22 protein-coding genes are annotated in these 20589 nt (G+C 69.8%); 7 read left to right on the top strand and 15 right to left on the bottom strand.

Features of this window, described 5'->3' with window-relative positions; genetic code table 11:
- Positions 1 to 266: 266 nt before the first annotated feature.
- From rdgB to clpS, 10 genes are all read right to left on the bottom strand, one after another.
- On the bottom strand, positions 267 to 905 hold the full coding sequence (gene rdgB / locus VFB40_RS10570) for an RdgB/HAM1 family non-canonical purine NTP pyrophosphatase (RefSeq protein ID WP_349261428.1): 639 nt from the start codon (positions 903 to 905) through the stop codon (positions 267 to 269).
- Between the two features lie 14 nt (positions 906 to 919).
- Complete coding sequence (rph, locus tag VFB40_RS10565) at positions 920 to 1732, bottom strand: ribonuclease PH (protein ID WP_324849415.1); 813 nt, start codon at positions 1730 to 1732, stop codon at positions 920 to 922.
- Positions 1729 to 2535: a glutamate racemase gene (gene murI, locus VFB40_RS10560; RefSeq protein ID WP_324849413.1), complete on the bottom strand. Its 807-nt coding sequence runs from the start codon at positions 2533 to 2535 to the stop codon at positions 1729 to 1731. Before murI ends, rph begins: the two co-directional genes overlap by 4 nt.
- 72 nt (positions 2536 to 2607) lie before the next feature.
- Complete coding sequence (locus VFB40_RS10555) at positions 2608 to 3555, bottom strand: PLP-dependent cysteine synthase family protein (RefSeq protein ID WP_324849411.1); 948 nt, start codon at positions 3553 to 3555, stop codon at positions 2608 to 2610.
- A gap of 8 nt (positions 3556 to 3563) precedes the next feature.
- Positions 3564 to 3842: a MoaD/ThiS family protein gene (locus VFB40_RS10550; RefSeq protein WP_324849409.1), complete on the bottom strand. Its 279-nt coding sequence runs from the start codon at positions 3840 to 3842 to the stop codon at positions 3564 to 3566.
- A 165-nt stretch (positions 3843 to 4007) separates the two neighbouring features.
- Entirely contained in the window at positions 4008 to 5525 is a 1518-nt protein-coding gene (gene mptB, locus VFB40_RS10545; RefSeq protein WP_324849407.1) for a polyprenol phosphomannose-dependent alpha 1,6 mannosyltransferase MptB, read from the bottom strand.
- Positions 5526 to 5591: 66 nt separating this feature from the next.
- The gene (locus VFB40_RS10540; protein WP_324849405.1) at positions 5592 to 7094 is read right to left on the bottom strand and encodes a glycosyltransferase 87 family protein; all 1503 of its coding nucleotides are present in this window, start codon (positions 7092 to 7094) and stop codon (positions 5592 to 5594) included.
- 198 nt (positions 7095 to 7292) lie between these two features.
- Positions 7293 to 7706, bottom strand: coding sequence for a M67 family metallopeptidase (locus VFB40_RS10535; protein ID WP_324840815.1), 414 nt, complete (start codon positions 7704 to 7706; stop codon positions 7293 to 7295).
- A 46-nt stretch (positions 7707 to 7752) separates the two neighbouring features.
- Positions 7753 to 8331: a DUF2017 domain-containing protein gene (locus VFB40_RS10530; protein WP_324849403.1), complete on the bottom strand. Its 579-nt coding sequence runs from the start codon at positions 8329 to 8331 to the stop codon at positions 7753 to 7755.
- A 138-nt stretch (positions 8332 to 8469) separates the two neighbouring features.
- A complete protein-coding gene (clpS, locus tag VFB40_RS10525) occupies positions 8470 to 8772 on the bottom strand; it encodes an ATP-dependent Clp protease adapter ClpS (protein WP_349260170.1) in 303 nt (100 codons plus the stop codon).
- 93 nt (positions 8773 to 8865) lie between these two features.
- On the opposite strand from clpS, the gene VFB40_RS10520 reads away from it, so the two are divergent.
- Together VFB40_RS10520 and VFB40_RS10515 are read left to right on the top strand one after the other, a co-directional pair.
- Positions 8866 to 10239: a nicotinate phosphoribosyltransferase gene (locus VFB40_RS10520; RefSeq protein WP_349261427.1), complete on the top strand. Its 1374-nt coding sequence runs from the start codon at positions 8866 to 8868 to the stop codon at positions 10237 to 10239.
- Positions 10240 to 10307: 68 nt separating this feature from the next.
- Positions 10308 to 10877, top strand: a complete 570-nt coding sequence (locus VFB40_RS10515; RefSeq protein ID WP_324849399.1) for an isochorismatase family protein — start codon at positions 10308 to 10310, stop codon at positions 10875 to 10877.
- Positions 10878 to 10920: 43 nt separating this feature from the next.
- On the opposite strand, the gene VFB40_RS10510 is transcribed toward VFB40_RS10515, so the two are convergent.
- Positions 10921 to 11856: an aminoglycoside phosphotransferase family protein gene (locus VFB40_RS10510; protein WP_324849397.1), complete on the bottom strand. Its 936-nt coding sequence runs from the start codon at positions 11854 to 11856 to the stop codon at positions 10921 to 10923.
- 44 nt (positions 11857 to 11900) lie between these two features.
- On the opposite strand from VFB40_RS10510, the gene VFB40_RS10505 reads away from it, so the two are divergent.
- A complete protein-coding gene (locus tag VFB40_RS10505; protein ID WP_324849395.1) occupies positions 11901 to 12308 on the top strand; it encodes a VOC family protein in 408 nt (135 codons plus the stop codon).
- Between the two features lie 74 nt (positions 12309 to 12382).
- A complete protein-coding gene (locus VFB40_RS10500) occupies positions 12383 to 12946 on the top strand; it encodes a cysteine hydrolase family protein (RefSeq protein ID WP_324849393.1) in 564 nt (187 codons plus the stop codon).
- Between the two features lie 44 nt (positions 12947 to 12990).
- Here the strand turns inward: VFB40_RS10500 and VFB40_RS10495 are convergent, their stop codons facing one another.
- From VFB40_RS10495 to VFB40_RS10485, 3 genes are all read right to left on the bottom strand, one after another.
- Complete coding sequence (locus tag VFB40_RS10495) at positions 12991 to 13860, bottom strand: ABC transporter permease (RefSeq protein WP_324849390.1); 870 nt, start codon at positions 13858 to 13860, stop codon at positions 12991 to 12993.
- 1 nt (position 13861) lies between these two features.
- Positions 13862 to 14626, bottom strand: coding sequence for an ABC transporter permease (locus tag VFB40_RS10490; RefSeq protein WP_324849388.1), 765 nt, complete (start codon positions 14624 to 14626; stop codon positions 13862 to 13864).
- A gap of 197 nt (positions 14627 to 14823) precedes the next feature.
- Entirely contained in the window at positions 14824 to 15909 is a 1086-nt protein-coding gene (locus tag VFB40_RS10485) for an ABC transporter ATP-binding protein (RefSeq protein ID WP_324849386.1), read from the bottom strand.
- A gap of 185 nt (positions 15910 to 16094) precedes the next feature.
- Here VFB40_RS10485 and VFB40_RS10480 point away from each other — a divergent pair, with 185 nt between their 5' ends.
- On the top strand, positions 16095 to 16955 hold the full coding sequence (locus VFB40_RS10480) for a hypothetical protein (RefSeq protein ID WP_324849384.1): 861 nt from the start codon (positions 16095 to 16097) through the stop codon (positions 16953 to 16955).
- A 104-nt stretch (positions 16956 to 17059) separates the two neighbouring features.
- On the opposite strand, the gene VFB40_RS10475 is transcribed toward VFB40_RS10480, so the two are convergent.
- Complete coding sequence (locus VFB40_RS10475; protein WP_324849382.1) at positions 17060 to 18037, bottom strand: RDD family protein; 978 nt, start codon at positions 18035 to 18037, stop codon at positions 17060 to 17062.
- Positions 18038 to 18160: 123 nt separating this feature from the next.
- On the opposite strand from VFB40_RS10475, the gene VFB40_RS10470 reads away from it, so the two are divergent.
- Complete coding sequence (locus VFB40_RS10470) at positions 18161 to 18928, top strand: DUF5819 family protein (RefSeq protein WP_324849381.1); 768 nt, start codon at positions 18161 to 18163, stop codon at positions 18926 to 18928.
- Positions 18925 to 20589 (top strand): DCC1-like thiol-disulfide oxidoreductase family protein (locus VFB40_RS10465; RefSeq protein WP_324849379.1); only part of this gene is annotated, 1665 nt, incomplete at its 3' end. The genes VFB40_RS10470 and VFB40_RS10465, both read left to right, overlap by 4 nt.

The following is a 20589-nucleotide window of genomic DNA, read 5'->3' as shown; positions in this document are numbered from 1 at the left end:
TCATGGGGGTTGCCTTTCACCGAAGGTGGCGTCAGTCCGGACCGGGAGGGAGTGGAGCGCCGAATTTTCCGGAGTGCGGTCACCGTAGGCCCGCCGGTTCGGTCTGGTCTAGACCAGAAGGCGGACCGGTCTATACCAGTTATGAAAATGTAACCTTCGGGGGAACGTGCGCGATCTTCCGGTGAACGGGCAGGGAAGATCGACACCGCGGAAACGACGCGGCGCCCGGCTGGAAGGCCGGGCGCCGCGTGCGGACTCTGCGCAGGTCAGAGCAGGGTCGCCAGGTCTTTCGCGAGGGCCTGGAAGGCGCGGGTGCGGTGCGAGATCGCGTTCTTCTCCTCGGCCGGCATCTCGGCGGTGGTCCGGTCGTAGCCGTCCGGGCGGAAGATCGGGTCGTAGCCGAAGCCGTTCGTGCCGCGCGGAGCGTGCAGCAGCGTGCCGTCGATGCGGCCCTCGCGCACCACCTGCCCGCCACCGGGGAGGGCCAGCGCGGCGGCGCAGGCGAAGTGGGCCTGCCGGTGCGAGTCCGCGACATCGGCGAGTTGCGCGAGGAGCAGGTCCAGGTTCGCCTTGTCGTCTCCGTGCTTGCCGGCCCAGCGCGCGGAGAAGATGCCGGGAGCGCCGCCGAGCACGTCGACGCAGAGCCCTGAGTCGTCGGCGATCGCGGGCAATCCCGTGCGGCCGGCCACGTCGACGGCCTTCAGCAGCGCGTTCTCGGCGAAGGTGACCCCGGTTTCGCGCACGTCCGGCAGGTCCGCGAAGTCGCCGACGCCGAGCAGTTCCACCTCGACGCCGGTGGCCGCGAGGATCGCGTGCAGCTCGTCGATCTTGTGCCGGTTGCGCGTGGCGAGCACCACGCGCGGCCGCGCGGCGCCGGGCGGCGAGACAGGGCTCGAATCGGCCACCGGATCCGGTCCGGTCACTGGCCGAGCGCCTTGCGCTGCATCGCCGTCAGGTCGGCGCAGCCGGCCGCGGCCAGGTCCAGCAGCGCGGTCAGCTCCGCGCGGTCGAACGGCGCGCCCTCGGCCGTGCCCTGCACCTCGACGAAGCGGCCGTCGCCGGTGCACACCACGTTCATGTCCGTCTCCGCGCGCACGTCCTCCTCGTAGCAGAGGTCGAGCATCGGCACGCCGCCGATGATGCCCACGGACACCGCCGCGACCGAGCCGGTCAGCGGTTCCTTGCCGCCGCGCAGCGAGCCGTTCTTGCGCAGCCAGGCGATCGCGTCCGCCAGCGCGACGTACGCGCCGGTGATCGCCGCCGTGCGCGTGCCGCCGTCCGCCTGGAGCACGTCGCAGTCCAGCACGATGGTGTTCTCGCCGAGCGCCTTGTAGTCCACCACGGCCCGGATCGCCCGGCCGACCAGCCGGGAGATCTCGTGCGTGCGCCCGCCGATGCGGCCTTTGACCGACTCGCGGTCAGACCGCTCGTGGGTCGAGCGCGGCAGCATCGCGTACTCGGCGGTGACCCAGCCGAGGCCGGACCCCTTGCGCCAGCGCGGTACGCCCTCGGTCACCGACGCGGCGCACAGCACCCGCGTGCGGCCGAACTCGACGAGCACCGAGCCCTCGGCGTGGTCGAGCCAGTCACGGGTGATGGTCACCGGGCGCAGCTGGTCGGGGGAGCGGCCGTCGATGCGGCCGCCGGAGCCGGAGGCGCCGGAGTGGGGGTTCGACGAAGCAGTGTTCGAAGGCGGCTGCGACCCGGCCGCCGGGGAAGATCCCTGGGTCATGACTCGAGCGTAGTCGCCACGGAGACCCGGCTCAGTTCCGGGCCGAGGAAGCGCCGGCCGATCTCCTTGAATCGCTCCGGATCGCCGGTGGTGTGGAACTCGTGCACCGGCGCCGGCAGCGACTCGTCGCGCATCAGGCCGAGCTTGGCCAGCCGCCGGTAGACGTCCTTGGCGGTCTCCTCGGCGCTGGAGATCAGCGTGACCCCCTCGCCCATCACGTACGAGATCACGCCGGTCAGCAGCGGATAGTGGGTGCAGCCGAGAATGAGCGTGTCGACTCCGGCGGCGGCGACCGGGTCGAGGTACTCGGTCGCTACCTTGATCAGTTCCTCGCCGCCGGTGACCCCGTCCTCGACGAACTCGACGAAACGCGGGCAGGCTTGCGTGGTGAGCCGGATGTGCGGGGCGGCGGCGAAGGCGTCCTCGTACGACTCAGAGGTCTTGGTCGCCTGCGTGCAGATCACGCCGACCTGGCCGTTGCGGGTGGCGGCCACGGCGCGGCGGGTAGCCGGGTGGATCACCTCGATCACCGGGACCGCGTACCGCTCGCGGGCGTCGCGCAGTACCGCGGAGCTGGCCGAGTTGCACGCGATGACCAGCATCTTCACGCCCTGGTCCACCAGCGTGTCCAGGCATTCGAGCGAGTACTTGCGCACGTCCGCGATCGACTTGGTGCCGTACGGCTGCCGTGCGGTATCGCCGAAGTACAAGATCGGCTCGTGCGGCAACTGGTCCAGAACGGCACGTGCGACGGTCAGTCCGCCGTAGCCGCTGTCGAAGATTCCGATCGGTGCGTCAGCCACCGGGCAACCATAACCGCAGAGGGGCCATCTTGAACGTGGCAGTGCGTAAAGCGCCGGAAGGACCGGGTGTGCTTAAGCCCACAGCTGCCCTTCGAGCCGATCGCCGGCCTCGTCAAGGGTGCCCTCGTACGCGCCGGTGGACAGGTACTTCCAGCCGCCGTCCGCGACGATGAACGCGATGTCGGCGCGCTCGCCGGCCTGCGCGGCCTTGCGGGCGATGCCGAGCGCGGCGTGCAGCGCGCAGCCGGTGGAGATCCCCGCGAAGATGCCCTCGACTTCCAGCAGCTGCCGGGTGCGGCGCAGCGCGTCGGTCGAGCCGACCGAGTAACGGGTCGTCAGGACCGACTCGTCGTAAAGCTCGGGGACGAAGCCCTCGTCCAGGTTGCGCAGGCCGTAGATCAGATCGTCATAGCGCGGCTCGGCGGCCACGATCTGAATGCCCGGCACCTTCTCGCGCAGATACCGGCCCACGCCCATCAGCGTGCCGGTCGTGCCCAGACCCGCCACGAAGTGCGTGATCGTGGGCAGGTCCTCCAGCAGCTCGGGGCCGGTGCCCGCGTAGTGCGCGCCGGAGTTGGCCTGATTGCCGTACTGATACAGCATCACCCAGTCCGGGTGCTCGGCCGCCAGGCCCTTGGCGACGCGGACCGCCTCGTTCGAGCCGCCGGCCGCCGGGGAGGGGATGATCTCCGCGCCCCACATGCGCAGCAGTTGGCGGCGCTCCTCGCTGGTGTTCTCCGGCATCACGCAGATCAGCCGGTAACCCTTGAGCTTGGCCGCCATCGCCAGCGCGATCCCGGTGTTGCCGCTGGTGGGCTCGAGGATGGTGGCTCCGGGTGCGAGCCTGCCCTCCGCCTCCGCGGCCTCGATCATCGCCAGCGCGGGCCGGTCCTTGACCGAGCCGGTGGGGTTGCGGTCCTCGAGCTTCGCCCAGATCCGCACCTCGTGGTTGGGCGAGAGGCTGGGCAGCCCGACCAGCGGCGTGTGCCCGAGCGAGTCGAGCAGCGAGTCGTAGCGCATCGTCGCGATTAGCGGGCGCCGCCGGCGACCGCGGGCAGGACGGTGACCGCGTCGCCGTCGGCCAGCGGGGTGGTCAGCCCGCCGGTGAAGCGGACGTCCTCGTCGTTCAGGTACACGTTCACGAAGCGGCGCAGCTCGCCGTTCTCGATCAGCCGGTCGCCGATGCCGGGGTGCCGCTGGTCGAGGTCGGTGATCAGCTCGCGCAGCGTGCCGCCCTCGGCCTCGACGCGCTTGGCGCCGTCGGTGTAGCTGCGCAGGATGGTCGGGATGGAGACCTGGACGGCCATGAATTCAGCTCCTGGACGGTATGGGCTCTTGGCGCGTTGGCGGCCATGGGCACACCGGGGAACGCATATAGCCATGCTATCGATTCCCGGCGTAGCGGCCCCTCGGTGCTCGCAGTGTGGTCAGGGCGGCGAGAGCGCGTGGTGAGGGCGGCGAGAGACGGATGGTCAGGAGTTCGCCCAGGGCGCCGGGCCGCCGCCGGAGGAGTGCATGAGCGCGAGGAACACCGTGACCAGCGTCAGCCAACGGGTCATCGGGTTGCGCGGCAGCAGCGCGAGCACCACCCAGGCCAGCGCGGCGTACCAAGGCAGCGACCAGGGCGCGACCACGATCCAGGCGAAGCAGAGCGCGAACGGGACGGTCACCATGGCCGGCTGGTCCGGGGAGAAGCGGCGATAGATCAGCACCGCGACCACGATCATCAGGATCGGCCAGAGGATCGAGGTGGCCGCGGAACCGATGTTCTGCCCCAGGTCCCCCGCCCCGAACACGGCGAAGCCGCCCTGCAGCGCGAGCTGCAGCGCCCGCCACGGCGAGGGGGTCGCCACCAGGCTGGACGCGGTGAGCAGCTGCTTGAAGGCGTGCAGGCCGTAGAACGAGTAGAAGAACACCACCGAGCCGACGCCGCTGACCGCCAGCCGCCCGAGGTTCCACCAGTCGCGCCGCATCGCCAGCGCCCAGGCAAGACCGGCGCCGACAAGACCGGCGTTGATCTTGAACGCGCAGGCCACGCCGACGGCGAGCCCGGCCGCCAGATAACGCCAGCCCTGCGTTCCGCGCCGGGCGATCTGCACCCCGACGACCACCGCGGCGGCCGCGTAGGTGTCCAGGTGGCCGCCCGCGACGAGCTGCTGGATCAGCACCGGGTTGGCCACCCACATCAGCGAGGCGCGCACCGGGTCGTCGGCCGTCTTCAGCAGGAAGTAGCCGACGCCGAGGAAGACCGCCCCGTTGAAGATCATCAAGTAGTGCACGGTCGAGCCGGGGCTCAATCCGCCCAGCCAGGCCGCGAGCTGCTGCACCCAGGTGGCCATCGGCCCGTACACGGAGGGGGTGCGGGTCCACATCGGGCCCACCGACTGCGTGTAAGGGTTCTGCTGGCCGAGGATGTCTGGGCCGTTGGTGTAAGGGTCGAAGCCGTGATTGGCCACGTGCCCGTACGCCGCGTAGCTGGCCGCGTCCGAGGAGCCGACCGGGGTGATGTTCACCATCACCGCGACGATCGCGCTCACCGCGAGGAACAGGTGCCGCGGGTTCGGCCGCCAGCCGCGGCTGTTGGCCCACAGCAGCCCGGCCAGGCCGAGGCACTGCAGCACGATCGCCAGGTAGGTCAGCGGGAAGGAGACGAACCAGGGCAGCTGCCACAGGTGCCCGGACAGCGGCAGCACCAGCGGCTTGAGGTTGGCCGGGTCGCCGGTGTGGTTCGGCGGCAGCGTGTTGAAGTTCGGCGACAGGACGCCGACCAGCATGATCAGCAGCAGTCCGGCCAGCGAGACGCCGACCGCGACCTTGGGCGTGGCCAGCGTCGAGCCGGCCAGCCGGTAGATGAACTCGATCAGCTCGGTCAGCAGCCGGCGCGGTCCGACCGGCTTTGAGCTGCGCGGGGAGCGCTCGTCGAGCGGTCCGGGCAGCACACTCGGCGAGGTGGCGGTCCCGCCTCCTGGCCGCGCGGCCGATTCGCTCATCGCTCCCTCACACGTCCCCGCGACCCCGGCGGATCCACGGTCGGGACCCGCGCGTGATGATAGTCCCTACCTCGTTGAGGCGCCCCTGGGTTCTGCGCCGGCCGGAGCCGGACCGGCACCCGCCGGCTGCAATGCGACCAGGTCGCCGACCGGTTGTGCGACCGCGCCGGTTCCAGCGTGGGCCTCGGCCTCGGACCGGGCACCGGGCACCGCGCCGGGGGCGGAGCCGACCGGCCCCGCCGGGTCCGGTTCCTTCGCCGTGGTCGCGGACCACAGCTTGCGCAGCGCGATCACCGTCGCCGCAAGCAGCACCAGGTTGCGCGCCGCCACCACCGCGGTGCCCAGGAAGCCGTGGTGCATGACCTGGAGGAACAGGATCGGGAACTCCAGCTGGCTGACCAGCGTGCAGGCCATCACCATCCGCGCCGGAGTGGCCATCAGGGTCCGACGATGCCCGGGCCCGCTCTCGGCCAGGCAGAGCGCGGACAGGCCGATGAGCCAGATCAGGTACTGCGGGCTGAGCACCCGGCTGGTGACCACCATCACCAGCAGCACGGTGAATCCGGCGTCGTACATCAGCGCCGGTGACCAGCGCTCCGGGTGGAACCGCCGCAGCCGCCACCACAGCACGATGCCGAAGCCGAGTAGCGTGAGCAGGATCGCGCCCGAGGCGACCAGGCTGGTGCCGGGCCCGGCGAGCTGGAAGTTGCCGTCCTCGTGGACGGTGCTGACCGGGTAGCCGAACCAGGAGGCGATCATGAACGGCGAGGCGAACACGGCCTCGACCTCGATGCCCCGGCTGGACTGATGCCCGAGGAAGGACAGCGCCCCGGACAGCCCCGCGGCGAGCAGCCCGCAGATCACCACCACGCCGACGACCGCCGAGACCACCGCCCGCACCCCGCGCCGGCCACCCGGCAGACCCGCGAGCAGCACCACCGGCCAGACCTTCACTACCGCGCCGAGCCCGAGCAGGACGCCGCGCACGCTCCAGGTCCACTTCTCGGCCTGCTGCGGCGTGCGCCGCTCGGTCGCCTTGACCGTCGCGACCAGGCCGCCCACGGCGAGCGCGGTGACGATGACGTCGTACCGCATGAACAGGATCGGACCGAGCGCGAAGCCCCCGAGCACCCACGCCCACACCCCGGACAGGTGAGGTTCGCGGCCGGTCTGCGCCGAGATCCGATCCGCCTGCCCGATCAGCAGCGCGAAGACCACGGCGTCCGCGGCCAGCGCGAAGAAGAAGAAGGAGTTGACGTACCCGATGCCGACATGCGCGATCAACTTCGGGAACATCATCACCAGGGCCGCGGCCGGCGGGTACTGCCACTGCGGATCGCTCGACGGGAACGATCCGTGGGTCATCGTGTTGGCCCAGCCGCTGTAGATATATACGTCGCCGATGACCGAGCCGCGCGAGAAGTACGGCATGGCCTGGAGCGCCCAGAGCATCAGCAGGAAGCGGGTGCCGGCCCACCAGTACCCGACGCGCCGATACCGCGGCGCGAAGACGGGCGCCGAGGCGAGCCGCCGCAAAGCGCTCGATCCTGGGCTCGTCTCCGGGCTCATCGCTCGCTCATCCCTCCGTGGTCACCGGCGATCCGGCCCTTGGCTGACTGACAGGCGTGGCCACGTGCCCGCGGACGCCCCAGTCGATGGTACGGGCGGCAATCGGTGTAAATCGGCCCCGTACCGGCTCAGGACGCGACCGTTGCCGAACCGTCATGCGCGATTCGTGATGTGGAAAGCCGGGCGGCATCTCGCCGCCTAGCCGACGACGACCTCTTCTTCCGAGACGACGCCGTCCACGATGCGGAACGAGCGGAACTGGAATTCGCCGAGGCCGTCCGCGTCGCGCGTGGAGACCAGCACGTAATGCGCGTTCGGCTCCGAGGCGTAGGAGATGTCGGTGCGCGACGGGTACGCCTCGGTCGAAGAGTGCGAGTGGTAGATCACGACCGGCTCTTCGTCGCGGTCGTCCATCTCGCGGTACAGCTTCAGCAGATCCGCCGAGTCGAACTCGTAGAACGTGGGCGAGCGTGCCGCGTTGGCCATCGGGATGAACCGCTCGGGCCGGTCCGAGCCGGCCGGGCCGGCGACCACGCCGCAGGCCTCGTCGGGGTGGTCGGCGCGGGCGTGCTCGACGATCGCGTCGTAGATGCTCTTGTCGATGGTCAACACGGAACCAGGGTAGGGCACCCGACCGATCGCACGCGGCCCCGCACCGTCAGGCGGACAGCGCCTCGACCAGCGTCTCCTGCAGGTAACCGAGGTAGTAGTACACCGGGATATACGCCGTACGGGGGTCGGCCGGGCCGAAGTCCTGGCCGGGCTCCTGGTCGTCGCTGGTGATCTCGAGCCGGGTGCCGAGCACGAGCCGCAGGTCGTTGAGCGCGCCGAGCCAGGCGGCCGCCTCGACCGGGATGAGGCTGAGCCGGCCGCCGCCCTTGATCCGGTCGAGGGTCTCCAGCGCCACGTTCGCCCGGCGCCGCCGCTCGGTGGTCAGGTCCGCCTGGGTGTATCTGCGGAACTCCGCGGTGGCGTCGGGGTCGTCCGGATAGGCGTCGGGGAAGAGGCGGGCCAGCGCGGGATCGTCCGGGCGGGCCGGGGGCGTGTCGTCGCCGAGCCCGTCGAGGCCGAGCTGCGCGGCCAGCGGATCGGTCTGGTTCGGTCGCAGGGACTGCGGGTCCTCCTCGGCCAGCAGCTCGAGCAGGTCGCCGAACAGGTCGGCGAGCAGCCGCGCCTCGGCGGAGCGCAGGTCGACGAGCACGGTGTCGTCGGGTCCGCGGGTGAACGCCGCGATCACGGCACGCCTGTCCTTTCGAAAGGGCACTTCTCTCTCACGAGCCTTCGCCTGGGTGCGGCCGGTAGCCGTCGGGAACGATACTGGCCGGCGCCGCCGATCGGCAGGGTTCAGCGCCGCCGCGGAGCTCCGCTTCGGCACTCACGCGCGCTGCATCGTGGCCCATAGGCCGTAGGAGTGCATGGCGGACACGTCCCGCTCCATCTCCTCGCGGCTGCCGTGCGCGACGACGGCCTTTCCGCGGTGATGGACGTCGAGCATGAGCTTGTGCGCCTTGGTCTTGGGGTAACCGAAGTAGCTCTCGAAGACGTAGGTGACATAACTCATGAGGTTGATCGGGTCGTTCCACACGATGGTGGTCCACGGCCGGTCGGTCTCCTCGGCGACCTCCTCCTCGCCGCGGACGTCCGGCCGGTCGACTTCAACCGGTGCGCTGGTCACCATCCCATCTTCGCATCATCTGAGAGCGGCCTCACACCCCGGATCGGTGCGGTGGACGCGACATAGCCGGCGCACCGGAGTACACTTATCGTCATGATGACGATAAGTGGGGGCCGGGACGGTGCCGAGGAGAACTCCACGCCCGCGGCCACGGCCTCGACCGCGCTGCTGACGGACCATTACGAGCTGACGATGTTGCAGGCCGCGCTGCGCAGCGGGGCCGCGCACCGGCGCTCGGTCTTCGAGGTCTTCGCGCGGCGGCTGCCCGACGGGCGGCGCTACGGCGTGGTCGCGGGAACCGGCCGCCTGCTCGACGCGATCGCGGCGTTCCGCTTCGGCGACGAGCAGCTGGCGTTCCTCGACCGGACCGGCGTGGTCGACCGCGCCACGCTCGATTGGCTGGCCGGGTACCGGTTCCGCGGCACCGTGCGCGGATACGCCGAGGGCGAGTCCTACTTCCCGCAGTCGCCGATCCTCACGGTGGAAGGCACGTTCGCCGAGGCGGTTCTGCTGGAGACGCTGATCCTCTCCGTGCTCAACCACGACTCGGCGATCGCCGCCGCGGCCTCGCGGATGACCTCGGCGGCGGCCGGCCGCCCGTGCATTGAGATGGGCTCGCGCCGTACCCACGAGGAAGCCGCCGTCGCGAGCGCTCGAGCCGCGTACCTGGCCGGCTTCGCGTCCACCTCGAACCTGGCGGCGGGTTTCCGCTACGGCGTGCCGACGGTCGGCACCAGCGCGCACGCGTTCACGCTCGTGCACGACACCGAGCGCGAGGCGTTCCAGACGCAGGTGGCCACGCTCGGCAAGGGCACCACGCTGCTGGTCGACACGTTCGACGTGGCCGAGGCCGTGCGCGTCGCGGTGGAGGTGGCCGGTCCCGACCTCGGCGCGGTGCGGCTGGACTCCGGCGACCTGCTGTGGATGGCGCACCGGGTACGCAAGCAGCTCGACGAACTCGGCGCGCGCAACACGAAGATCGTGGTCACCAGCGACCTCGACGAGTACGCCATCGCCGCGCTCGCGGTCGCCCCGGTGGACTCCTACGGCGTGGGCACGCAGCTGGTCACCGGCAGTGGGGCGCCGACCGCGTCGATGGTCTACAAGCTGGTCGCCCGAGCCGAGTCGGGTCAGTCGGGATCGGGTCAGCCGGACGGTGTGCTGGTGCCGGTGGCGAAGCGCTCGCCGGACAAGCCCAGCCAGGGCGGCCGCAAGTACGCCTACCGCCGCATCGACGGCGACGGCGTGGCCACCGCGGAGGTCGTCGGGATCGGCGAACCGCCGGCGGACCTGGCCGACCGCGGCCGGAACCTGGTCAAGACCCTGATGGTGGACGGCGAGCTGGTGGACCGGGCGACGTTGGAGGAAGGCCGCGAGCTGCACCGCCGTTCGCTTGCCGAGCTGCCGATCTCCGCAACGCAGCTCTCGCGCGGCGACGCGGTGATCCCTACCGTCTACGAGAACGCTTGAATGCCTGAACGCTTGAATTCCGCAATGCCTGAACGCAGAGCCGAAGTAGAAGAGGGACGAGCGCGCTGATGAACAGGGCACTGATCGTGGTGGACGTGCAGAACGACTTCTGCGAGGGCGGCTCGCTGCCGGTGGACGGGGGCGCCGCCGCAGCCGAGCTGATTGCGCGGTACGTCGCGGCTGGTTCCGGAGGGGCGCAGTTCACCGTGGCTACCCGTGACTACCACGTGGATCCGGGCGCACACTTCGGTACACCGCCGGACGGCCCGGACTACGTCAACAGCTGGCCGGTGCACTGCGTCGTCGGGACCGAGGGCGCTGATTTCCACCCGGCGGTGGCGGACCTCTCATTCGACGCTGAATTCCGCAAGGGCGCGCACGAGGCGGCCTACTCGGGCTTTCAGGGCTCGACGACCGACGGCAAGTCCCTTGCCGCCTGGTTGGGCGAGCACGACGTGACAGAGGTCGATGTCGTCGGCATCGCCACGGATCACTGCGTTCGTGCCACGGCCCTCGACGCCGCAGCCAACGGACTCGCGGTGCGCGTGCTGCTGGACAAGACCGCGGCCGTTTCGCCGCTGACGCTGGCCAAGGCGCTGACGGACTTCGAGGACGCCGGGGTTGTCGCGGTGCCCTGACGCTCAGACGCCGCGGCTCGTCGGGTTCTTCGTGGATCTTGCTTTACAGCTCGGCGAGTTTCGCGAACGCGCGGGCCTTCTCGATCGAGCCCGCGGGCGGCGGCGCGTCCGGATGCGCGAGCGACCACAACGCCAACTCGACCTCCCGGGCCAGGGCCCACGCCGCCAAGCGCCGCACGTCCTCGCCGACCATGCCCGCGACCAGCGACATGCGCTCGGCGAGGACGCGCTGGGCGTCATCGTGCGCGAACGGGTCGTCGATCTGCGATATCAGGGGCCACACGTCGTAGGCCGGGTCGCCGATCATCGGCTTGGCGTCGATCACGAGCCAGGGCTTGCGCTGCGCCGCGAGGATGTTGCCCGGGTTGAAGTCTCCGTGCACGATGACCCGGCGTTCGGCGCTGCGGGGAAGCTCGTGCAGCAGTCGCGCACCGAGCGCGACGAGGCCGGGATCGAAGTCCGGCTTGAATCGCGCCATCCGCGCCTCGACCAGGTCGGCCCACTCGGCAGTCACCTCGCCGAGCGCTTCCAGGCCGGTCTGCTCTGGCAGGGTCGCCGACCACAGCTCGTACAACAACTGCGCGCCGATCAGCAGCCGTCGGTCCGGGGTGAGCTGATCCGATTCCGCGAGAGTCGCTCCGGGCTCGCACCGCTCGATGAGCACGGCGAGATGTTCGCGATCCTCCTGGAGCAGAAGCACCGCTCCGCGGCCGGACCACAGCCGCAGGCCCTCCGCCTCGCCTATCGCCTCGCGGTGCGGCCAGGTCACCTTGAGCACCGCGGGCTCGCCCTCAGGCGTCCAAGCCGGCGCGACCCACGAGCAGCTACCGCCGTGGAACGGCGCGCCGAGCCGCAGCGACCAGCGCTCGCGTAGTTCCTCGACGACTCCCGGCAGCTTCTCGAGCCAGGCCGGACCGTCGTCGTACCGGTTCACCGTGGCGACCACCGGCAAGGAGGGAGGAAAGAGATCGAGGTCCACGCGTTCCCTCCGTAGATGATCGCTCCTGGGCAAGAATGAGGCCCATGTTGAGCCAGATCCGAATTCTCGTGGACGACTTCCCCACCAGCTACCGCTTTTACCGCGACGTGCTCGGACTCTCGCCGCAGGAGACCGGCGAGGACCCGGCGCAGGCTGAGGCCGGTCCGTACGGCGCCTTCAAGGACAAGCAGGGCGGCACAGACGTGGCGCTGTTCGACCGCGCGCTGATGGCCAAGGCGGTCGGGGGCGACGGCGCAGGCGAGCGCGGCTCGGCGGACCACGCGGTCCTCGCCTTCCGGGTGCCGGACGTGGACGCCGCCTACGCCGAGGCGATCGGGCGCGGCGCGCAGTCCGCGGCGGCACCGGTGGACCAGCCGGCGTGGGGCATGCGAGTGGCCCACGTGCGCGCTCCGGAGGGCACGCTGATCGAGTTCTGCGCCTGGGAAGGCTGAGCCGCAGCGATCGTCAGTCGCCCCTGTCAGTGGCCTCGTCTAGCTTGGTAACAAGACACGAACAGGGGACCACCATGACCACTCTCGAGAACCGGCCGAACACCGCACTCCTCGTCGTTGACGTGCAGAACTGCGTCGTAGCGCAGGCGCATGAGCGTGACGCGGTCGTCGCCAATGTGAGCAGCCTGGTCGAGAAGGCGCGGCGCGAGCAGGTGCCGGTGGTCTGGGTGCAGCACCACGACAAGGGCGAAGACGGCATCGTGCGGGGCAGCGAGGGCTGGCGAATAGTGCCCGAGCTGGTTCCGGAGGAATCCGAGCCACTGGTGGAGAAGACGTACGGCGACTCGTTCGAGGACACCACGCTGGAATCGGTGCTCTCCGTCCTCGGCGTCGGGCGGCTGTTCGTGGCCGGCGCGCAGACCGACGCCTGCATACGTTCGACGCTGCACGGCGCGTTCACCCGCGGCTACGACACGGTCCTGGTCAGCGATGCGCACACCACGGAAGACCTGACCAAGTGGGGCGCCCCGGCGCCGGATCAGGTCATAGCGCACACAAACCTTTACTGGTCATACCAGAACGCGCCGGGCCGGACGGCCGGGACGGTGAAGACGAAGGAGATCGACTTCACCGCCTAGCCGGCCGTGCGGACCCGGCGATAGCCCAAAACGCGCCTTAGGCCTTAGCCGCCCACCGACTGGTACAGCCGCAGCGATCGGTACCAGATCGTCTTGGCCAGGAGGAAGAACCCGAGGCCGAGCAGCGGGGCCGCCGCGGTCAGCCACAGCGGCAGGCCGGTGGTCGCGGTGTGGCCGGTGACGATGGCCGCCGGCAGGTACGCGATGAACGCGACCGGGAAGACGAAGGTCAGCGCGTCCTTCGCCGGGCTCGGCAGCACGTTGAGCGGATAGTTGCCGAAGGTGGAGATCGTCTGGTCCACCCAGCTGGTCCAGGTGAACAGGCCGGTGAAGCGCAGCGCCCCGATCGCCAGCAAGGTCTGCACCCCGGCCTCGACCAGCGTGCCGCCGAGGATGCCGCAGACCACGTACACGGCCTTCAGCGGCGTCCAGCCGAGGTCGAGCCGGAACAGCGCGAGAACGAAGATGCCCGCGCCCGCGAGCAGGTCGCCGAAGGAGTTGACCTGAAAGCGGGAGAGCAGCACCTGGCGATACACCGGCATCGGCCGCAGCAGGAAGCCGTCCATCCGGCCCTCCTGCACGGTCATGGACAGCATCGCGATGTTGCTGAAGCAGGCCACGTACAAGCTGTGCGAGACCAACCGCATCGAGGCGATCAGCAGCACGTCGCCCTGCTTCCAGCCGCCGAGGCCGGGGAACCGCAGCAGCAGCACGCCGGCGAACAGCACCATCGAGCCCTGCCACACCAGGCCGAACAGGAGGCCGAGAACGAACTCACCGTGGTACGCCGTCTGCGCCTTGAGGTTGAGCCGGCTGATTCGGTAATACAGCGCGGCCTGTTCGCGCAGGCCCGGCTTGCGGTCGAGGCCGGTGCGGATCTCGTGCGCGCGACCCGCGTCCATCGTCGTGGTCACCTCAGCCTCCAAGCACCGTGACTCGGGCGGACGCGCGCCGCCAGACCAGCGTGGAGAGCACCGCGAGGATCGCGATCCACAGTGCCTGAACCTCCAGCGCGCCGGCGAACTGGTTCACCGGCGTGCGGCCGATGTACAGCGACAACGGCACGTTGAGCGTGCCCTGGAACGGCAGCAGCCGATCGAAGGAGGCGAACCAGGCCGGAAAGAACCACAGCGGGACGAGGGCTCCGGCCAGCACGTTCTGTACGATCTCGTACATGATCACCAGCTGGTTGTTCACCACGGTCCAGAAGCAGGCCAGGTCGATCAGCAGCCTGAGGTAGTAGAGCGTGACCAGGCCGAGCGTCATGCACGCGAGTGCGGCCAGGCCCGCTCGCACGCTGACCGGCGGCGCGATGACGCCGCTCGTGAGACAGACGATGTAGGCGATAGCGCCCCAGGACGCGCCGTAGCCGAGGTCGCCGCAGGCCTTGATGCAGTAGAACCTGCGCGGGCTCACCGGGCGCAGAAACCAGTAGGCGATCGTGCCCTCCAGCATGTGCTGGACCATGTTGTCCCGCGCGGCCCACCGATTGACCGCCCGGAACGCCACGTAGAAGACGCCGAGCAGGGCGTAGGTGGTGGCCTGGCGCGAGTCGAGGCCGGCGGCTGACTTGGTGGTGGCGTAGAGGGCTTGCCAGAGCCAGTAGGTGAGCGCGGCGCGGATCACCAGCATGCCGAGGGTGGAGGCGACGCGTCCCCACTCGTAGAACTCGCTGAGCACGGTGACGCGCGCGGCCCGCCAGGCCCGCCGCGACTGCCGCGTGTCGGCGGACCTTCGCAGCGGGGGGAACTGTGGTGAGGGTTGTGACGGCGGCTGCGACGGCGCTTGCGATGGCAGTTGTGACGGGGGTTGTGACGGCAGCTGCGACGGAAGCTGGAACGGGCCGGGGCCGGACGCCGGATTGAGTGCTATCTCGCTCACGAGATCGCCGCCTTCGGCCTGCCGCCGGTCTTGGCCCCGGGACCGACGCCTGCCTCGACATCGCCGCCGGACACAGCGTCGGTGCTGGACGCTGCTTCGACGCCAGAGCCCGCACTCACCCCGACATCGCCGCTGGACGCTGCTTCGCCGCCGGCCGCCGCTTCGACGCCGGACGCAGCTTCGCCGCCCTCACCGAGAAGCTCACTCGCCGCCTGCCTGCCGAACGCGCGGCGCATCACGTCTTCCAGGTCCGCGTTTCCGTCGGGCCCATCAGTGTCCGAATGGTTCCTGCGCAGCGTGTTCAGGTCGCCGTCGTACACGATCCGGCCGTGGTTGATCAGGATCACCCGCTCGGCCAGCCGCTCCACCTCGGTCATGTCGTGCGTCGTGAGCACCACCGTGCGGCCGCGGTTTTCCACCTGGTCCCGCAGGAACTCCCGGACCTGTTCCTTGACCACCACGTCCATGCCGATCGTCGGCTCGTCCAGGTACAGCACCGCCGGGTCGTGGATCAGCGCCGCCGCCAGGTCGCAGCGCACCCGCTGGCCGAGCGAGAGCTGCCGGGCGCGGGTGTCCCAGAACGCTGAGAGCTCCAGGATACGGTCGAACGCCGCAACCCGTTCGCGGAAGAGTTCCGGTCCGACGCCGTGGATGTCCGCCAGCACGCTGAGCGAGTCGCGGGCCGGCAGGTCCCACCACAGCTGCGAACGCTGGCCGAAGACCGCGCCGACCCGCCGCGCATTGGCGATGCGCTCGCGGTGCGGGACTAGGCCGTTGACCTCTACCCGGCCGCTGCTCGGCGTGAGGATTCCTGTCAGCATCTTGATAGTGGTGGACTTGCCCGCCCCGTTCGGCCCGAGGAACGCGACGAGCTCGCCCGGCTGAATCTGGAAGCTGACGCCGTCGACCGCCGTTCTGGCCACCCGTTGCAGGCTGATCAGGGATCTGACCGCCGAGAAGCGGCCGGGCCTGCGGGCCGAGACGTGGAAGACCTTGGTGAGGTTCTCGGCCGTGATGCCGCCCGCGTGTCCCGCCGCGCGGCCCCCGAGGGCCCCGGAGCGCCCAGGCCGATTAATATTCATGGTCCCTCCCTATTAATTGTCTCCAGCTTGCGCCTGCCGTGAAGTGAGCGCACGGAATTTCACGATGTGGACAGTCGGTGCCCACGGTGAGGCCGTGCACCTTGTTCGGTTTAGTGGTGAATCGACGCCCCGAATTAACATCGTCCGCATTGTCGGGGGCCGGACGCGGCGCTACCGTGACCGGCATGTCACAGGCAGTACCGATGCTTCTTCTCAATGCGTTGCTGGACGACTTCTCGATGATCCGCAGGCCGGGCGCGGGAGGCGGGGCCGGGCGCGCCGGAGGAGCGGCGCGGGCCGCAGAGCCGGTCTCTGCGGCGGTCGGGCGGCGGGTAGTACAGGCCGAGGCCTGGCCCGATGCCGCGGCGGCTCCGGCGGACGAGGCGCCGGACCTGCCGGTGATGATCCACGGGGCGGCGGCGCGAGCGTTGGCCGGCTATCGCAGCGCGGCGGCTTCATGGCCGGCGGCGGGGATCGACATCCCACATGAGCGGGATCGGCACTGCGGCGAGTCGGTGCACCGGAGCCTAGCCCATTTGACCCAACTTCCCCGGACGGTTCCGGTCACCGTCGGGCTGGCCTTGGAGCCCGGTTGGCGAGACGCCCTGAGCATGATCACCGCGCGCGGCCGGTCGGTCCGGTTCGCGGTCTGCGGCGTGGACGCGCCCGACGCCCCGATCTTGGTCGAGGCGATCCGCGCGGCGGTGGCTGAGCGCTGCTCCTTCTCCTGGTCCTGTGGCCTGTGGCAGGCAGTCACCGACCCCTGGGACGCCGAGCTGCCCGGGATTCTCAACGTGCTGCTCGCCACGGCCACCGCACTGCGCGGTGGCGGCGGAGCGCAGATCGGTGCCCAACTCGCCCGGACGGATCGAGTCGAGATCGTCGATGACATATGCGAGCTCGACGATGACACCGCGCGGCAGATCAGAGCCCTGCTGGACGGCTTCGCGGTGCCGCGGGTCGCGCCGGTGGTGGACTCGCTGCGGGACCTCGACCTGCTGCCCAAGGTGATGCCGGAACCGTGGGACGGAGCCGGCGTCCGGTAAGTGCGCTAACTCGAGCTCGCCGGTACTCTACGCCGGCCGCGATCTGGTTCCTTGACTCGCCGGCGGCTGGCGGCCTTCGCGCTTGGTTCCATTGCCGCTGCTGATCAGGCGCGTATGGTCAGCGTTCTGCTCAACTTCTCGTGAAGGCCCTGCCGGTAGGGACGGCCCCACAGCACGCCACCGAGCGCCAGCACGTCCACGACCGGGATCAGCGCCAGCAGCCAGAACAGGAACGCGCGAGTCGAGGCCGCGCCACCGGACACCTCTTCAGCCGTACCTGCAGTCACGACCTGAACACCGACCATCCGGCGCCCGGTCGTCTGCCCTGTGCGCGGGAGCCGGTACGCCTCAATGATGATCGCGGTCAGTACCACGACCGCGATCGTTGCGGCCCACAGCGTGATGCCCATCGCGTCCATGCCGAGCGTGCGGTACGTCGTCTTGGCGTGGAGCCGCAGCCCGTTGACGTACGCGTGGTCGTGCCGGTGCGCGATAAGCATCAGCGTGACCGTCGCCGGAAGCGAGAGCACGACTGCGATACAGAGATCGATGATGCGCGCCAGGATGCGCGAGCCGGCCGATGCCAACTCGACGACGCGCACCTCCGACTCTCTGGACTCCTCCTGCTCGTTCGCGCGGTACAGGCCCGGAATCGCGTCGAACGGCGAGCCGCCGCCGCTGGACCAACCGGATCCGTATGCGCCCCGGTTGGCGAAAGCGGAGGGAACGACCATCGTCGCGACGGAGCTGACGGCCTGGTTCTCGGTGCCGGTCTCGTCCTGCTGCCGCGGATAACCGGTCTGTGGCATCGGGGTCGGGATCGGCGTATGCGTCGGCGTTTGTACCGGAGCCGGGTTCGCCGGAACCTGAGTCTGAGCCTGAGTCTGCGGCGGGACCTGAGCCGGAAGCGCCTGCGTCAACTGCGCGGCCACGGACTGCTGAAGCGCGGCTTGGTCTTCCTGCTGCTGCAGCTCCGGGGCCGGTCGGCTCGTGCCCGGCACCCACTGGGTGCCGTCCCAGTAGCGGATATACCCCGGTATCGACGGATCGGCGTAGTAACCGGCCTCTGGTCCCGTAGTCATGACTGCGCCCCGCAATCCCCTAAGTCGCCACGTCACCGCAACTTGTACTAGGGGAGATTAGCGGAAAGGCACCCGCGCGAAGCAGTCCCGGCGCCGCACATCCGCAGGTACGCTCGGACGGCTATGAGCGCCTCGACACCCGGTTCCGGCACCGCGATCGGGCGCGAGCCTGCGCAAAACCCGACGCCGCTGACCCGCTCCTGGTCGCGCGCCTTGGTCGGCGGCACCACGCTCGCCGTGGTCCTGGTCGTGGCCCTGCACCTGGCGGCGACTTTCCTCTACAACGCCCCGGCCAACCCGGTCTCGCAGCGCTACGCGCGCTCGGTGAACCGGTGGATGCAGCCGCTGTTCACCCAGAACTGGCAGCTGTTCGCGCCGAACCCGATCTCGGAGAACGTCGAGATCGACGCGCGCGCCAGCCTGGACCCGGACGGCCGGCTGACCGGCTGGGTGAACCTCTCGGCGCAGGACGAGGCGGCGGTGCTCGGCAATCCGGTGCCCGGCCACATCACCGAGAACCAGCTGCGCAATGCCTGGTTCCAGTGGCTTGACACGCACGACGCCAACGGCAACCCGACCGGCGCGAACGCCGACGTCATGCAGAAGTACCTGATGGCCGTCGCGCTCGAACGGCTCGGCGGACACGTCGGCAGTGGAACGATCGGCTCGGTACAGATCCGCGCGATCACGACGTTGATCCCCGGGCCCGGCCGCACGCCCGCGCAGATCGCACCGCAGACGCGCACGCTCGACTGGTGGTCCGTGACGCAGAACCCTGACGCGCGCTCGGGCGCAGGCGGGGACGGGGCCAGCGGGTCGGACGGATCGAACAGGTCCAATGGATCGAACGGTTCGAACGATTCGAACGTCACTCAAGTAGGTACCGGATGAACCCGGGCCTGCTCAGCCGCGCCCTGTGGTGGTGCGGCGAGCGATACGAGACGGTGACGACGCGCCTGATCGCCGCGCGCGGCCTCGCGGTGCTGCGCATCGGCTACGGCACGCTGTGGGTGCTGTTCCTGCTGCGCGAGTGGGGCGAGCGCGATGCCATGTGGGGTCCGGGCGCCACCTGGAGCCCGGCGCTCGATCGCGCGTACGCCACGGGATCCGGCTGGTCGGGACTGCTGCGCGCGTGGTTCACCGCGGTGGCCGGACTCACCGGCACCGAATTCGACCTCTTCTATATCGCCGCGATCGCGGTCGGCGCGGCCTTCGTGCTCGGCTGGCGCACGCGAATCGTCTCCGTCTTGTTCGCATTCGTTGTCGTGGCACTGGAGAACCGTGCGCCGATGCTCACCGACGGCGGCGACAACGTACTGACGCTGATGTCGGTCTATCTCGTCTTCACGGCCTGCGGTACGCACTGGTCGCTCGATGCGCGCAGGCGGGGATTGCGAGCGCAAGCCGAGGCGAGGGCGGCGCTGCTCGCAGATGACTTGGCGGCACAGACCCCTGATTCGGCGCTCGATCCCGCGGCCGAATACGCACCGGACTGGCGCGCCGAGCTGGCCGAGGCGCGGCGGCGGATGGCGATCGTCACGCACAACGGCGCCGTGCTCGTGATCGCCGCGCAGATCTGCGTCATCTACGGAACCGCGGGCTTCCTCAAGGTCCAGGGCTCGATGTGGCAGAACGGCTCAGCGCTCGGCTACGTCCTACGACTTAACTGGTTCCACCCCTGGCCCGGACTGTCGGCCTGGCTCGCCGGGCACGCGATCGCCATCGCGATCGCCGGGTACGTCACCGTATTCGTCCAGGCCGGCTTCCCGTTCATCGTCTTCAGCCCGCGCCTCAAATACCCGGCCCTGGCCGTGCTCGTCGTCATGCACGTGTCCATCGCGGTGCTGCTCGCCTTGCCGTTCTTCTCCGCGATCATGCTGGTCGGTGACGCGATCTTCCTGCCCGACCGGTTCTGGGCGGCGGTCGGGCGCAGACTGCTCGGACCGGCCTACGCTCAAGATATGAGCGCAGCCGAGATGAATACAGACGGAATCAGCGCCGCACGACAGTCCGTGACGGTGCGCCCGACGCTGGTCTTCGACGGCGACTGCGGCTTCTGCACCGCCTCGGTGCACATTCTCGAATCCTGGTGCCGACCTGACGTGCGCTTCGTGCCGTGGCAGATGCTCGACCTCGCCGCGCACGGGCTCACCGAGCAGCAGGTGAGCAAGGCTGTGCAATGGCTTCCGGCGGCCGCTGACGCGCCGGTCCACTCCGGAGCGGCCGCGGTCGCGCGGGTGCTGCTGCGCTCGCGTTGGCCGTGGCGGCCGATCGGCGCGCTGATGCTGGTGCCGCCGATCTCCTGGCTTGTCGCCGGGGCGTATCACGTGATCTCGGCGAACCGTTATCGGCTGCCGGGCTCGACCCCGGCCTGCGCCGTCGCCGCGCAGAACCGCCGGACCGATCAACTCAGTCACGACGGCGAGAACGGAAGCGAAGGCAGTCAGAGTCAGCTCGGCGGGTCAGCGCAGCGCCTTGGCGACCTCGGCGGCGGCGCGCACGATGCGGGGGCCGGTGCGGGCCGGGTCGAGCTCGCCGAACGAGATCACGCC

The organism is Actinocrinis sp., from assembly GCF_035650855.1.
In the GTDB taxonomy this organism is placed as follows: Bacteria; Actinomycetota; Actinomycetes; order Streptomycetales; family Catenulisporaceae; genus Actinocrinis.
Note: the sequence above shows the minus strand (reverse complement) of the source record. Positions and strands in the feature narration are given on the sequence as shown.

Excerpts from the sequence above, each read along its gene's own strand:
- VFB40_RS10520 (WP_349261427.1), top strand. The coding sequence starts at position 8,866 with ATGACGATAAGTGGGGGCCGGGACGGTGCCGAGGAGAACTCCACGCCC.
- VFB40_RS10480 (WP_324849384.1), top strand. The coding sequence starts at position 16,095 with ATGTCACAGGCAGTACCGATGCTTCTTCTCAATGCGTTGCTGGACGAC.
- VFB40_RS10485 (WP_324849386.1), bottom strand. The coding sequence starts at position 15,909 with ATGAATATTAATCGGCCTGGGCGCTCCGGGGCCCTCGGGGGCCGCGCG.
- VFB40_RS10500 (WP_324849393.1), top strand. The coding sequence starts at position 12,383 with ATGACCACTCTCGAGAACCGGCCGAACACCGCACTCCTCGTCGTTGAC.
- rph (WP_324849415.1), bottom strand. The coding sequence starts at position 1,732 with ATGACCCAGGGATCTTCCCCGGCGGCCGGGTCGCAGCCGCCTTCGAAC.
- VFB40_RS10555 (WP_324849411.1), bottom strand. The coding sequence starts at position 3,555 with ATGCGCTACGACTCGCTGCTCGACTCGCTCGGGCACACGCCGCTGGTC.
- VFB40_RS10540 (WP_324849405.1), bottom strand. The coding sequence starts at position 7,094 with ATGAGCCCGGAGACGAGCCCAGGATCGAGCGCTTTGCGGCGGCTCGCC.
- clpS (WP_349260170.1), bottom strand. The coding sequence starts at position 8,772 with ATGGTGACCAGCGCACCGGTTGAAGTCGACCGGCCGGACGTCCGCGGC.
- VFB40_RS10475 (WP_324849382.1), bottom strand. The coding sequence starts at position 18,037 with ATGACTACGGGACCAGAGGCCGGTTACTACGCCGATCCGTCGATACCG.
- VFB40_RS10470 (WP_324849381.1), top strand. The coding sequence starts at position 18,161 with ATGAGCGCCTCGACACCCGGTTCCGGCACCGCGATCGGGCGCGAGCCT.
- VFB40_RS10550 (WP_324849409.1), bottom strand. The coding sequence starts at position 3,842 with ATGGCCGTCCAGGTCTCCATCCCGACCATCCTGCGCAGCTACACCGAC.
- mptB (WP_324849407.1), bottom strand. The coding sequence starts at position 5,525 with ATGAGCGAATCGGCCGCGCGGCCAGGAGGCGGGACCGCCACCTCGCCG.
- VFB40_RS10515 (WP_324849399.1), top strand. The coding sequence starts at position 10,308 with ATGAACAGGGCACTGATCGTGGTGGACGTGCAGAACGACTTCTGCGAG.
- VFB40_RS10505 (WP_324849395.1), top strand. The coding sequence starts at position 11,901 with ATGTTGAGCCAGATCCGAATTCTCGTGGACGACTTCCCCACCAGCTAC.